Consider the following 13,288-nt stretch of genomic DNA (forward strand, 5'->3'; position numbering starts at 1 on the left):
GTCGGGGGTTTCCGGGGTGGGTGGGTTGGGTGCGGGTGGGTGGGGGCTGGTCGCGCAGTTCCCCGCGCCCCTGAAAACCGTGCAGTTCCCCGCGGCCCGGAAAGCAGCCCCGGCCGGGGTCGAAGGGGCAGCGCGCCTGGGGATGGGACGCGTAGGGGCGGGGGCGAAACAAATCCCTCAGCAGCCCGGCCCCTGCTCCGCCTCCCGCTGAAGGAAGCTGCTCACCTGACAGGCAAGCCCCTCCCCCGTCCCGTCCAGGGCCGCGTCACGGCCCAGGACATCCCCGTCCGCACCGATACCACCGGCCCACAGATAACGGTCGGCCCACTCCTCGTCCGTCCTCAGCTGGATCTGGATGTCCATACGCGCGAGGGACGAATCGACGGCCGCGGCGTAGATGACGGCCGTGGCGCGCCGCAGCGGATAGAGATCGAATCCTTCGATGAATTGGGAATTGCGCCAGTCGAGGAATGCGCTCTCGCCGTCCGGGCCGGTCCGTACGTCGAACTGGCCGTCCTCCACGTGGATACCGAAGTGCGTACTGGCACGGTTCTCCACGGTCACGCGGAACCGGAAATAGACGAGCCCCTCGGCCGCGTCGTCACGCCCCCGCGGAGGCTCCGTCCGCTCCACGCCGTGGACGCGTACACGCAGGCCGGCGTGCCCACCGTCGCACTCCTGCCAGTCCCCGATCACATTGGGCACGCGCACTCTCCACCTCCCGACATCAGCGAAACGCTTTTATCCACGCGCCGGACACACTGTCAAACGGGCGAGAGATCCCGTAGCCGGGTTTTTCCGTCGAGTGATCAGCGATCAAGCCGTGCCCAGCCACGATTCGTCGCGCCGGGACTTCGACCCCGATCCCCCACGTGCCACACATCACACTTCCGCAGTACACCGCCACCCCGCGCGCACACTGTTCCTGCGTGATCAGGTACGGAGAAAACGGTTGCTGGCAGACTGCTCCGCATGGCCCCCTTCACGCCGACGCGCGCCCTGCTCCTGCTCACCACCGGACTGGTCTGTCTCACGACCGCGACAGGGGCGATCGTGGGCGCTCTCCTCGGGGGCGCGATCGTCGCGCTGCCCGCGGCGGCCGGTGCGGGTGCGGCCGGTATGGCCGGCTCGTTCCTCGTGCGAAGACGGGCCCTCGCCGGGTTCGCCGAGGCGCAGCGGGAGGCCGGTCTGCGCGGGTACGGCGAGGGGATCGCGCACGGTGTGCTGCTGCACGTCACGGTGTACGAGGCCGCTGTCTTCCCCCGGTCCGGGCCCGGCGGCGTCAGCCCCGAGGAGCGTCTGGCACGGCGCACCGTCGCCTATCGCATGGCGGCGCTGGAGGAGGTGCCCAGCCGTGTCCGGGAGGCCGCGGCCGACGCGCTCGCCGCCCTGGACGAGGAGGACCGCGCTCGCTCCGAGGAGGCGTTGGCCCAGCTCGCCGGTGCCGTGCGCCAGGAGTACGCCCGGCCCTGACGGCGTCTCTTGCCCATTCGCCCCACGGGCGGCCACCACATGCGCTACGTTCGATCACCGCCAGTACACCACCGGCGACACTCAGGAACGACACAGGAAGTGCATGCAGACCTTCCGGACCTCCGCCCCACTGGTCGCCCCCCTTGTGACGGGAGGGCTCGCCGACAGTCTCTTCGAGACGGCGAGCCGTGATCCCGGCCTGCCGTTGGTCGCGCGCCGCACCGACCCGGCCACGGACACATGGACGCAGGTCAGCGCCGTCGAACTGCGGGACGAAGTGGTCGGCTTCGCCAAGGGGTTCGTCGCGAGCGGGATCCAGCCGGGCAACCGGATCGCCATCATGGCGCGCACCCGCTACGAGTGGACGGTGCTCAGTCTGGCCCTGTGGACGGTCGGCGCCGAGGTCGTATCGATCTATCCGACGTCGTCCCGCGACCAGGTGCAGTGGATCCTGGGCGACGCCGACTGCGCCGGTGTCGTGGTCGAGGACGCGCTCGGGGCGATGACGGTCGGCTCGGTGTGCGCCGGGCTGCCCAGGCTGCGCCATGTGTGGCAGCTGGACGACGGTTCGCTGGAGCTGCTGGTGGAGCGGGGCTCGTCGGTGCCGGAGCCGACCGTCGACTCGCTGCGCCGGATCGTGTTGCCGGACTCGACCGCGGTGATCGCCTACACGTCGGGGACGACCGGGCGCCCCAAGGGATGCGCCTTGTCGCACCGTGGTCTGGCGAGCCCGTGCGACACGCTGCTGGCCGGCTGGCGGCACACCACGGCACCGCCGGGTGTCCAGCCGGCGGTTCTCGCCTTCCTGCCCTTCTCGCACGTGTACGGCCTGATGATCCAGAACCTGTGTCTGCGGGGCGGGATCCTGATGGCACACGAACCCGAGCTGCGCGAGGGAACCCTCGGCGCCGACTTCCTGTCGTTCCGGCCGACGTTTCTCTACGGCGTTCCGTCCATCTTCGAGAAGCTCTACAAGAACTTTCTCAGGCGCGCCCAGGAGGCGGGTCGGGGCGCCCTGTTCGAACGTGCGGTGCGTACGGCTCAGGACTATGCCCTGACGGTCGAGCGGCACCGTCTGGGAAGGGGCAACGGCCCGGGGGTCGATCTGAGGCTGCAGCACGCCTTTTACGAGAAGGCCGTGTACCGGAAACTGCGGGCCTCGCTGGGCGGCCGGGTGTGCGGGGCGGTGTCCGGCGGTTCTCCGCTGAATCGCGATCTCGCCCTTTTCTATTCGGGAATCGGAATTCTCGTCCACGACGGTTACGGGCTCACGGAGACCTGTGGCGGCCTCACGGCACAGCCCGTGGGGCGGGAGAAGTTCGGCACCGTGGGGCGCCCGCTGCCCGGCGTGGACGTACGGGTCGCGGACGACGGCGAGATCATGGTGAGCGGCCCGTCGGTGTTCCAGGGCTACATCAACGACGAGCTCAGCACCCGGACGGCCCTGCGCGGCGGCTGGCTGGCCACCGGCGACATCGGGCAGCTCGACTCCGAGGGCTATCTCTCGATCACGGGGCGCAAGAAGGAGATCATCGTCACCAGCGGAGGCAAGAGTGTCGCACCGGCGCCGCTCGAGGAGCTCCTGCGGGTGCATCCGCTCATCCACCAGGCGGTGGTCGTCGGCGACAACCGGCCCTGCGTCGGGGCTCTGATCACACTCGATCCCGACTTCGTACAGCACTGGCGCCGGGGCCTGTTCGACCAGGGTGACGCGTCCGGCCCTGGGGCGCGCGAGGAGAACGCGCTGCGGCAGGAGGTGCAGCGAGCCATCGGCGCGGCCAACAGCACGGTCTCGCGCTCGGAGTCGATCCGGGTGTTCCGCATCCTGCCGGAGCCGTTCGACGTGGCCAACGGACTGCTGACCCCGTCGATGAAGTTGCGCAGGGACGCCATCACGCGGCGGTACGAGGGGGAGATCGACGCGATGTACCAGTCGTCGCGCGCGGCCCGCCGGAGCCTGCCGGCCGTGGACGAGTCGATGAGCTGGGACGATGCGGATGATGTGTTCCGGCGCGTGCGGTGAGCTCTTTCGGGGGCGCTACGGGAGGGGTGGCCGGCATTGTTCTCGCGGCTGCGGGCCGGTTGTGGCTGGTCGCGCCCACGCGGCGGAGCCGCATATCGACGCAGCCCCGCGCCCCTTTGGGGGCTACGCCCCCGCGAGGATGACGGGCGGTGCCCGTAGACCTGTACGGAGCGTGAAGACCATCCCCCTCAGGTTGACGTGACGGCCGTCGAAGTGCGGAGATGCTCCTGCGAGCGACCGACAGACGACCGTGAGGCGAGGCACGACACCGATGGCATTGCAGATCAGCGCCACGAACCCGGAGCATCCCGCGCTGCTGCTGGACCTGCCGTGGCACCTGCCCCTGGAGGAGTGGCCCGAGCACCACCTCGTGCCGCTGCCCCGGGGCATCTCGCGGCACGTGGTGCGCTACGCCCGCGCCGGCTCCGAGGTCGTCGCGGTCAAGGAGCTCGCCGAGCGGCCCGCGGTGCGGGAGTTCGAGCTGCTGCGGGACCTGGACCGGCTGGGCATCCCCACGGTGGACGCGCTGGCCGTGGTCACCGGCCGCACCGACGCGGAGGGGCATTACCTGGAACCCGTGCTGATCACGCGGCACCTGCGTGGCTCGATGCCGTACCGGTCGCTGTTCGAGACGACGATGCGGCCCGCCACCATGCACCGCCTGATGGACGCGCTGGCCGTGCTGCTGGTGCGGCTGCACCTGGCCGGGTTCGCCTGGGGCGACTGCTCGCTGTCCAACACCCTGTTCCGGCGGGACGCCGGAGCCTATGCCGCGTACCTGGTGGACGCCGAGACCGGCGAACTGCACCCACGGCTCAGCGACGGGCAGCGCGACTACGACCTCGACCTGGCCAGAGTGAACATCAGCGGGGAGCTGCTCGACCTGGAGGCGTCGGGGGCGCTGCACCCGTCCGTGGACCCGATCGAGTTCGGTACGGAGATCTGTGCGCGGTACCACAGCCTGTGGCAGGAGCTGACCCGCACGTCGGTGTACCCGGCGGGCAAGCACCACTACATCGAGCGCCGCATCCGCCGCCTCAACGAGCTCGGCTTCGACGTCGCCGAGATGCAGATCACCCACTCCAACAACGGGGACAAGGTCACGTTCGTGCCGAAGGTCGTCGACGCCGGTCACCACCCGCGCCAGTTGCTGCGGCTGACCGGTCTCGACGCCGAGGAGAACCAGGCGCGCAGGCTCCTGACGGACCTGGAGAGCTGGATGGCCACCCAGGACGACTACGCGCCCGGCGATCCCCTCACGGCCCGCCCGGAGGTGCTGGCCCACCGCTGGGTCCGCGACGTGTTCCGGCCGACCGTGCGGGCGATACCTCTGGACCTGCGCGGTTCCATGGACCCGGCCGAGCTGTACCACGAGCTGCTGGAACACCGCTGGTACCTGTCGGAGCGGGCCCAGCACGACATCGGTCTGGACGTGGCCGTGCAGGACTACGTCGACAACGTCCTGCCCAGGGTGCGTGCGACGCTCCCCGAGGCCGCCATCGCCGAGGCGGCTCAGGAGGGCGGTACGACGGCCACCGGGCAGGGCGCGTGATGCACGAGGGCGTGGGCGACCGAGCCGATGCGTGAGCCGACCGCGCGGCGGTGGGCGCGCCGCCCGGCCACCATCAGCTGGGCCCGTCCGGCCACCGACAGCAGCACCTGGGCCGCGCTGCCGATCTCCACGTGCTCGGTGACGGGCACCTCGGGGAAGCGTTCACGCCAGGGCCGCAGCGCCTCGCCGAGCGCCTCCCTCTCATACGGCTCCAGGCCCCCGGCCTCGTCCGCGAGCTTCATCGAGCCGGGGCTGTAGGCGAACACAGGGGGCAGGCTCCAGGCCCGTACGGCGCGCAGTCCGGCGCCGCGGGCGGCTGCCGTCTCGAAGGCGAAGCGGAGAGCGGCGGCACTGTCCTCGGGGCCGCCGTGCTGGCCGACGACGATCTCGCGGCCGCCCGCCTCGGCCTCCGGGTGGTCGTCGGAGCGGACGAGGACGAGGGGCCGTTCGGTCTCGGAGAGGACCTGCTGGCCGACGGAGCCGAGCAGGAAGCCGACGATCGCGCCGTGCCCGCGCGAGCCCAGCACCAGCGTCTCGGCCTCCGCCGCCGCTGCCACGAGGGACTCGACGGCCGTCCTCCCTTCCAGGACCCCGGCGGTCACGGTCAGGCCCGGGTGCCGTTCGCCGGCGGCCCGCTCGGCCTCCCGCACCAGGTCGCGTGCCCACTCTGCCTGGGTGTCCTGGTCCACGGTGACGGCGACGTCGGTCGGCTGCCGCTGCCAGGCGTGCACGATCCGCAGGGGCACATCGCGGCGGACGGCCTCCCGGCCCGCCCAGGCCGCGGCGGCCTCGCTCTCGGGCGTTCCGTCCACTCCCACGGTGATCGGGCGGGTCATACGGGTGCCTCCCCCTCGCTGGGTCACTGTCGTGCGTCGTCGTACGGACCGTTCCTTCCCCGGCACCCGGAGTGCATCCCCGTTGCGGAGCGGAACGGGACGATCGACCATACGATGGCCGGGAGCGGGCGCCGACCGGTGCCCGGGGCGGGATGGGAGACGCATGGCTCAGGCCGCGGGCCCGGCACGGAACGTCATTCTGACCGTGGACGACGATCCGGGGGTCTCGCGCGCAGTGGCCCGCGACCTGCGCCGCCGGTACGGCGAGTCGTACCGGATCGTGCGGGCCGAGTCCGGCGAGAGTGCCCTGGAGGCGCTGCGGGAGCTCAAGCTGCGCGGTGACCAGGTGGCGGTGCTGCTGGCCGACTACCGGATGCCGCAGATGAACGGGATCGAGTTCCTGGAGCAGGCGCTCGACGTCTACCCCCGGGCCCGGCGGATCCTGCTGACGGCGTACGCCGACACGAACGCGGCGATCGACGCGATCAACGTGATCGACCTCGACCACTACCTGCTGAAGCCGTGGGACCCGCCCGAGGAGAAGCTGTACCCGGTCCTGGACGACCTGTTGGAGGCCTGGCGGTCGGCGGACCGGACGTGCGTGGGTGTGACGAAGGTGGTCGGGCACCGGTGGTCGGCGAGGTCGTCGGGCGTACGGGAGTTCCTGGCCCGCAATCAGGTGCCGTACCGCTGGTTCTCGTCCGACGAGCCGGAGGGGCGCAGGCTGCTGGCGGCCGCCGGTTCGGACGGTGAGCGGCTGCCGCTCGTGGTCACGCCGGACGGTACGCCGCTGGTGGCGCCCGACGACGCCGAGCTCGCGGACCGGGTGGGGCTGGCGACGACGCCGGCCGAGGACTTCTACGACCTGGTCGTCATCGGGGGCGGGCCGGCCGGGCTCGGGGCGGCCGTGTACGGGGCCTCGGAGGGTCTGCGGACCGTGCTCGTGGAGCGTTCCGCGACGGGTGGTCAGGCGGGCCAGAGCTCACGGATCGAGAACTACCTGGGCTTCCCCGACGGTGTGTCCGGGGCCCAGCTCACGGGCCGGGCGAGGCGGCAGGCCACCAAGTTCGGGGCCGAGATCCTCACGGCGCGCGAGGTCACCGGCCTTGAGGTCAACGGGGCGTCGCGGACGATCCGGTTCTCCGACGGTTCCGCGATCGCCGCGCACAGCGTGATCCTCGCGACCGGCGTGTCGTACCGACAGCTCGACGCACCGGGCTGTGTGGACCTGACCGGGTGCGGCGTGTTCTACGGGTCGGCGCTGACCGAGGCCGCCGCCTGCCAGGGGCACGACGTGTACATCGTGGGCGGGGCGAACTCGGCGGGTCAGGCGGCGATGTACCTGGCGCGCCACGCGAAGTCGGTGACGCTGCTGGTGCGCGGGGAGTCGCTGGAGGCGTCCATGTCGCACTACCTGATCCAGCAGATCGAGGGGATGCCCAACATCACGGTGCGGACGGGCACGGTCGTGGAGTCCGCCCACGGCACGGACCATCTCGAGCAGCTCACCCTGCGGGACGTGGCGAGCGGAGGCACCGAACTCGTCGGCGCGCAGTGGATGTTCGTGTTCATCGGCGCCGCGCCGCTGACGGACTGGCTGGAGGGCACGCTGTTGCGGGACGAGCACGGGTTCGTCCTGGCCGGTCCCGACCTGACCGCCGACGGCGGGCCGCCCCCGGGCTGGGAGCTGGACCGGCCGCCGTACCACCTGGAGACCAATGTGCCCGGCGTGTTCGTCGCCGGGGACGCGCGCGCGGAGTCCGCCAAGCGGGTCGCGTCCGCCGTGGGAGAGGGAGCGATGGCCGTGATGCTCGTCCACCGGTATCTGGAGCAGTCATGAGCGGGGAGCCGCTGCCGTGCGACGTGGAGGAGCTCAGCACACTCTTCCTGTTCGAGGAGCTGAACGGGGAGCAGCTCGCGCGCCTGTGCCGTGAGGGACGCGTGGAGAGGGTCGAGCCCGGCTACGCCTACCGGGAGGGTGAGCCCGCCACCTGCTTCTACGTCCTCCTCGAAGGCACCCTCGTGATGTCGCGGCGTGTCGGCGACGACGACGTGGAGATCAGCCGCACCTCTCAGCGCGGGGTGTACGCGGGCGCCATGCAGGCCTATCTGGCCGCCCCGGATCAGGCCCGCTACAAGGGCTCCATGCGGGTGACCGAGCCCTCGCGGTTCTTCGTGCTGCCGGCCGAGACGTTCGCCTCCGTCCTGCGCGAGTGGTTTCCCATGGCCGTGCACCTGCTGGAAGGGCTCTTCTTCGGCAGCCAGAACACCCAGCGGGCGGTCGGACAGCGCGAACGGCTGCTGGCGCTCGGCTCGCTGTCGGCGGGGCTCACGCACGAGCTGAACAACCCGGCCGCGGCGGCGGTCCGGGCCACCTCGGCGCTGCGTGAGCGCGTGGCCGGGATGCGGCACAAGCTCGGCATGATCGCGGCGAGCCCCTACAAGCGCGACATGCTTCAGACGCTGGTCGAGATCCAGGAGCGTACGGCCGAGCAGGTGGCCAAGGCGACGCCGCTCAGCCCGCTGGAGGCGTCCGACCGGGAGGACGCGCTGGAGGAGTGGCTGGACGACCACGGCATCGAGGGCGGCTGGCAGCTCGCGCCGACGTTCGTGCAGGCCGGCCTGGACACCGACTGGCTGGAGCAGGTGGCGGCGGCCGTGGACGAGCAGGTCCTCGAAGGCGCCGTGCGCTGGCTGAACTACACGGTGGAGACCGAGCTCCTGATGAACGAGATCGAGGACTCCACCAGCCGTGTCTCCGGTCTCGTGAACGCGGCCAAGCAGTACTCGCAGCTCGACCGTGCGCCGTACCGGATCGCCGACGTGCACGAACTCCTCGACAGCACGCTGCTGATGCTGTCGGGGAAGATCGGTTCGACCATCGAGGTGGTCAAGGACTACGACCGCTCCCTGCCGCGTGTCCCGGCCTACCCGGGCGAGCTGAACCAGGTGTGGACGAACCTGATCGACAACGCCGTCGCGGCGATCAACGACGCGGGCGGGGAGGGCACGCTGACGGTGCGCACGGCGCTCGACCGGGAACAGTTGCTGGTCGAGTTCAGCGACACGGGGCCGGGGATTCCGCCGGACATCCGCGGCCGCATCTTCGATCCGTTCTTCACGACGAAGCCGGTCGGACAGGGCACGGGCCTCGGGCTGGACATCTCGTGGCGCATCGTCGTCAACAAGCACCACGGGAGTCTGGAGGTGCAGTCCGCGCCGGGCGACACGCGGTTCCAGGTGCGGCTTCCGCTGACGGCGGACTCCGACACGCCCGAGGCGCCCGAGACGTACGAGACAGCGGAGGCACTCGCGACCCCTGAGGAGGCGTCATGACCCTGCCCGCCGGAATCGACCCGAGCGTCCCGCCGAGCGGGTCCGGCTGTGCGGAGTGCGACGCCGGCGGCGGATGGTGGTTCCATCTGCGGCGCTGCACCCAGTGCGGGCACGTCGGCTGCTGCGACAGCTCTCCCGCGCAGCACGCGAGCACCCACGCCCGCGAGGCAGGTCATCCGTTCATCCGCAGCTACGAGCCGGGCGAGGCCTGGTTCTGGAACTACGAGACCTCGGAGATGTACGAGTCGGGCCCCGACCTCGCTCACCCGCTGGCCCACCCCGCCGACCAGCCGGTACCGGGACCGGAGGGGCGCGTGCCGTCGAACTGGCCCGAGATGCTGCGGCGCTGACCGGAGGCGCGGGCAGCCGAGGATCACCTCGCCCGCTGCTGCCGCGCCTCCCACGCATCGTGGACGTGGCGGCCCAGCAGCGCGCCGCCGAAGACGACGAAGCCGACGCCGATGAGCCAGGACTGCACGATCAGCACGGTACCCACGGGGCCGTAGGTGACGGCGTTGTCCACGATCAGCGGTGAGAACACCAGGAACGAGAACCAGCGCAGGCCCCCCAGGCCCGCCACGGTGGCCAGGGCACCCGGAAGCAGTGCCCACCACGACACGCGTTCACCGAGCAGGAAGTGCTGACCCCACCAGAAGAACAGCAGGCCGAAGAGCGCGCCGAGCGTGATGCGGGCAGCTGACTGAGCCACTCCCTCCCGCAGTAACGCGCCGCTCTGCGCCTCGGCATACAGATATCCCGTCAGCGCGGCGAGCCACACCACCTGGCGCCACACCGCGTGCCAGGGGCCCGCGGCCACCTCCCAGATCCTCTCGTAGCCGTTCTGCACGCTGGACCCGAAGGCCACGCCGAACAGCGCCAGGACCAGCACACTGAACACGCTGGTCGTGCTGAGCACCATGCGCGGAGCGGAGAACAGCTCCCGCACGGCCTCCGCCGGCCGCCCCGACAGGCTCATGCCGTCGATCACCCACAGCGCGAAGCCCCGCTGCTGGAAGGGTGCTGCCGCCGCGACGACGATCAGCAAGGGCGCCAGAGTGACCAGGCCGAGCGCGGCGAAACCCATGGCCCGGTGCAGGAGTTCCAGTTCGGCGCCGTGCTGCCAGAGCCGTCCGATGGCCGAGTCGTGCCAGCGCGCCCGCAGGCTTCGATGAGCCACCACATACGCACGGTAAGCAGGCCCGGCGCGCGTACCCGGCATGCCCGCACACCTGTGGCGCCAGGCCACCCGACTGGAGCACCTCAGACCGGGCGTCCTTCAGCGCGCGGCCTGTCGTGGTCGTGGATCTCGTCGGCCATGAACGTGGCGAGCGCCCGGGCCTGCGGCATGTGGGCCTGCCAGTCGTCAGGCTGTTCGCCACGGTAGGCCGCCCGGGCGAGGGCCATGGCGGGGTGGTGTCCGGGCGGGAGGAGGCCGAGCGCCCAGCCTGCCGCCGCGTCCTTGGACCGGATGGTGCCGGTCGCGAGGGTCGTCCAGACGCGGGCGAGGGTCAGCAGGACGTTGCGGGTGTCGGACTCCAGGTCGGCGAGGAGGTCCGGGACGCCCGCGACGATCGCGTGGCGCAGGTCCTCGTGCGGTACGGGCGCGAGGACCTCGGCGGGTGGCGGGCCGAGCAGTGCCGTGTCGCCGTGCAGCGTCATCGTGATGAGAGGCGCGAGGTCGGGGGTGGGGGCGGGCTCGGGCACGACGCCTCGCTCGTAGTCGTCACGGAGCCATTCGCCGTACAGGAACTCGCAGCGCGGTGGGTAGCGCCATGGGCGGACGTCGTCCCGCGCGACGACGGTCAGCTCCACGGGGCGGGCCGGACCGCCCGCGGCCCGCGGACCGGAGAGGCGCATGAGTCCGTCGCGCAGGGCGCGTCGCTCGTCCTCACTCGTCCGGCGACCGGCCACGGCCAGCACGTCCAGGTCGCTGCTCGGGCGCAGACCGTCCAGCACGGCGGAACCGTGCAGGTAGGCGCCGACGAGGTCGTCACCGAGCACGCTGCGCAGCAGCCGTACGACGTCGTCGAGCTGTGTCACGGGCGCGATGGTAGGCGGGCGGAGAGCCGGCGGACCACCGGATTTCCGCCGTGCCCGTGACACCGTGGGGCCGGGATGACCCCTGCGCCGGGACTCAGACCACCGACGTCCCGTACATCTCGCCGAGCGGGTCGGCGATCAGTTCGACGCGGGCACCGTCGGGGTCGCGGAAGTAGATCGACGTGCCGCTCTCCTCCTGGTGGTCCACGCCCGCGGCGACGATCTTGTCGCGCAGCCGGCGCCAGGTGGTGGGTTCGACGGAGATGGCGACGTGGTGGAGTCCGCCGAGGACCTCCGCGTACGGGCCGAGGTCGAGGCCGGGGAAGTCGAAGAAGGCGAGCAGGTTGCCGTTGCCGAGGTCGAAGAAGAAGTGCGTGGAGCCCTTGTAGTCGCGGTTCTCGATCATCTCGGTGAGCGGGAACTCCAGCAGGCCCTGGTAGAACCTCACCGTCCGCTCGACGTCCTGGGAGAGCAGCGCCACGTGGTGCACGCCGCGCGCGCTGCTCGCCGGCCGGTCCGCCGTCAGGTACCGGTCCCGGATGCGGGCGCGTTCCGCCTCGATCGCCGCGAGGTCCGCAGGGTCCACGTGGAACTCCTCACCAAAGACAGTTTGGGTTTCAATCAGTCGGCGTTGGTTCACTCTAGGGCCGAGCGGCGCGTGGTCAACCAGGCGCGCGGAGGCACGTCGAGGGGCTTCGGGGGCGCATTCCGGCCTGTTTCGGGCAACGCCCCTGAGGGTGGAGGGACTTGAGGGCGTGGGCCGGTGAGCGCCCGCATAATGGTCGGGTGACCACCCCCTCCTCCGCGCCGGTGCGGCATGTTCCCGTGGTGATCGTCGGTGCCGGGCCCGCCGGGCTGACCGTCGCCAATATCCTGAGGACCGCCTCCGTCGACTGCGTCGTCCTGGAGATCGAGAGCCGTGAGTTCATCGAACAGCGGCCTCGTGCGGGCTTCCTGGAGGAGTGGGCGGTACAGGCTCTGGACCGGCGCGGTCTCGCCGACCGGATCGTGGAACGGGCGCCCACACACACGGAGTTCGAGTTCCGCTTCGAGGGCGAGCGGCAGCGCTTCCCGTACACCGAGATCACGGGACATCACCACTACGTCTATCCGCAGCCGCTGCTGGTGACCGACCTGGTGCGTGAGTACGCCGACGTGCGGGGCGGCGACATCCGGTTCGGCGTACGCGACGTCGAGCTCCACGACATTGGCACCGAGCGGCCCTCCGTGTCGTACACCGACCCGGAGACCGGTGAACGGCGGTTGCTGCGCTGCGAGTTCGTCGCGGGCTGCGACGGGCCGCGCGGGGTCACGCGCACCGCGATGCCGGCCGCGTCCACGACCGTCGCACGGCACGACCACGGCGTGGGCTGGCTGGCGCTTCTCGCCGAGGCACCGCCGTCCTCCGACTGCGTGATCCTCGGTGTGCACCCCAGGGGCTTCGCGGGCCACATGGCGCGCAGCCCCGAGGTCACCCGTTACTACCTTCAGTGCCCGCCGGGTGACGACCCGGAGAACTGGCCGGACGAGCGGGTGTGGTCGGAGCTCCACGCCCGCCTGGCCGTGCGCGGGGCGCCGCCGCTCACCGAGGGCCGGCTCGTCGAGAAGCGCGTGCTCGACATGCACAACTACGTCACCGAACCGATGGCGTACGGACGGCTGTTCCTCGCGGGTGACGCCGCCCACCTCGTGGCACCGATCGCGGCGAAGGGCATGAACCTGGCGCTGCACGACGCGCTGCTCCTCGGCGACGCGCTCGCCGCGTACTGCGGCAAGGGCGACGACAGCGGGCTGCGCGACTACTCGGCGGCGGCCCTGCGCCGGGTCTGGCACTACCAGGAGTTCTCGCAGTGGCTGTCCGAGCTGTACCACGGGCCGTCGTCCGGTGATCCCTTCCGCGCGGGGGCGGCGTCCGCGCGCCTGCGCCGGGTCCTCGGCTCCCCCGCCGCCGCGACCGCCTTCGCGGAGCTGTTCCTGGGCAAGGAGACCGACCACTAGGGCCTGTCTGAGACACGCCCTAGCCTCCCC

Annotated in this window: 12 protein-coding genes; 7 read left to right on the top strand and 5 right to left on the bottom strand. The window is 71.2% G+C overall.

The window, feature by feature from the left end; translation table 11 throughout:
• Positions 1-177: 177 nt before the first annotated feature.
• Complete coding sequence (locus AB0959_RS35130) at positions 178-711, bottom strand: hypothetical protein (protein WP_366830784.1); 534 nt, start codon at positions 709-711, stop codon at positions 178-180.
• Positions 712-972: 261 nt separating this feature from the next.
• On the opposite strand from AB0959_RS35130, the gene AB0959_RS35135 reads away from it, so the two are divergent.
• The 3 genes from AB0959_RS35135 (at position 973) to AB0959_RS35145 (ending at position 5,048) form a co-directional block, all read left to right on the top strand.
• On the top strand, positions 973-1,473 hold the full coding sequence (locus AB0959_RS35135; RefSeq protein WP_366830785.1) for a hypothetical protein: 501 nt from the start codon (positions 973-975) through the stop codon (positions 1,471-1,473).
• 103 nt (positions 1,474-1,576) lie between these two features.
• Positions 1,577-3,496, top strand: coding sequence for an AMP-binding protein (locus AB0959_RS35140; protein ID WP_366830786.1), 1,920 nt, complete (start codon positions 1,577-1,579; stop codon positions 3,494-3,496).
• A 271-nt stretch (positions 3,497-3,767) separates the two neighbouring features.
• Positions 3,768-5,048: a DUF4032 domain-containing protein gene (locus AB0959_RS35145; protein WP_366830787.1), complete on the top strand. Its 1,281-nt coding sequence runs from the start codon at positions 3,768-3,770 to the stop codon at positions 5,046-5,048.
• On the opposite strand, the gene AB0959_RS35150 is transcribed toward AB0959_RS35145, so the two are convergent.
• Positions 5,009-5,884 (bottom strand): universal stress protein, encoded by an 876-nt coding sequence (locus tag AB0959_RS35150; protein ID WP_366830788.1) that lies wholly within the window; start codon positions 5,882-5,884, stop codon positions 5,009-5,011. The two genes, AB0959_RS35145 and AB0959_RS35150, sit on opposite strands and share 40 nt — an antisense overlap.
• 163 nt (positions 5,885-6,047) lie before the next feature.
• Here AB0959_RS35150 and AB0959_RS35155 point away from each other — a divergent pair, with 163 nt between their 5' ends.
• Genes AB0959_RS35155 through AB0959_RS35165 form a run of 3 tightly spaced genes read left to right on the top strand, consistent with a single transcriptional unit; the run spans position 6,048 to position 9,570 of the window.
• The gene (locus AB0959_RS35155) at positions 6,048-7,724 is read left to right on the top strand and encodes an FAD-dependent oxidoreductase (protein ID WP_366830789.1); all 1,677 of its coding nucleotides are present in this window, start codon (positions 6,048-6,050) and stop codon (positions 7,722-7,724) included.
• Positions 7,721-9,220, top strand: a complete 1,500-nt coding sequence (locus AB0959_RS35160; protein WP_366830790.1) for an ATP-binding protein — start codon at positions 7,721-7,723, stop codon at positions 9,218-9,220. The genes AB0959_RS35155 and AB0959_RS35160 overlap by 4 nt, the downstream gene beginning before the upstream one ends.
• Complete coding sequence (locus AB0959_RS35165; RefSeq protein WP_366830791.1) at positions 9,217-9,570, top strand: UBP-type zinc finger domain-containing protein; 354 nt, start codon at positions 9,217-9,219, stop codon at positions 9,568-9,570. The genes AB0959_RS35160 and AB0959_RS35165 overlap by 4 nt, the downstream gene beginning before the upstream one ends.
• A gap of 23 nt (positions 9,571-9,593) precedes the next feature.
• On the opposite strand, the gene AB0959_RS35170 is transcribed toward AB0959_RS35165, so the two are convergent.
• The 3 genes from AB0959_RS35170 to AB0959_RS35180 all read right to left on the bottom strand — a co-directional run bounded on the left by AB0959_RS35170 (position 9,594) and on the right by AB0959_RS35180 (position 11,846).
• Positions 9,594-10,400, bottom strand: a complete 807-nt coding sequence (locus AB0959_RS35170; protein WP_366830792.1) for a ribonuclease BN — start codon at positions 10,398-10,400, stop codon at positions 9,594-9,596.
• 80 nt (positions 10,401-10,480) lie between these two features.
• On the bottom strand, positions 10,481-11,260 hold the full coding sequence (locus tag AB0959_RS35175; protein WP_366830793.1) for an aminoglycoside adenylyltransferase family protein: 780 nt from the start codon (positions 11,258-11,260) through the stop codon (positions 10,481-10,483).
• Between the two features lie 94 nt (positions 11,261-11,354).
• Positions 11,355-11,846 (bottom strand): VOC family protein, encoded by a 492-nt coding sequence (locus AB0959_RS35180; RefSeq protein WP_366830794.1) that lies wholly within the window; start codon positions 11,844-11,846, stop codon positions 11,355-11,357.
• Between the two features lie 200 nt (positions 11,847-12,046).
• Between AB0959_RS35180 and AB0959_RS35185 the strand changes: the two genes are divergently transcribed.
• Positions 12,047-13,258, top strand: coding sequence for a 4-hydroxybenzoate 3-monooxygenase (locus AB0959_RS35185; RefSeq protein ID WP_366830795.1), 1,212 nt, complete (start codon positions 12,047-12,049; stop codon positions 13,256-13,258).
• The last annotated feature ends 30 nt before the right edge of the window (positions 13,259-13,288 follow it).

Source organism: Streptomyces sp. NPDC046862 (assembly GCF_040704615.1).
Lineage (GTDB): Bacteria > Actinomycetota > Actinomycetes > Streptomycetales > Streptomycetaceae > Streptomyces.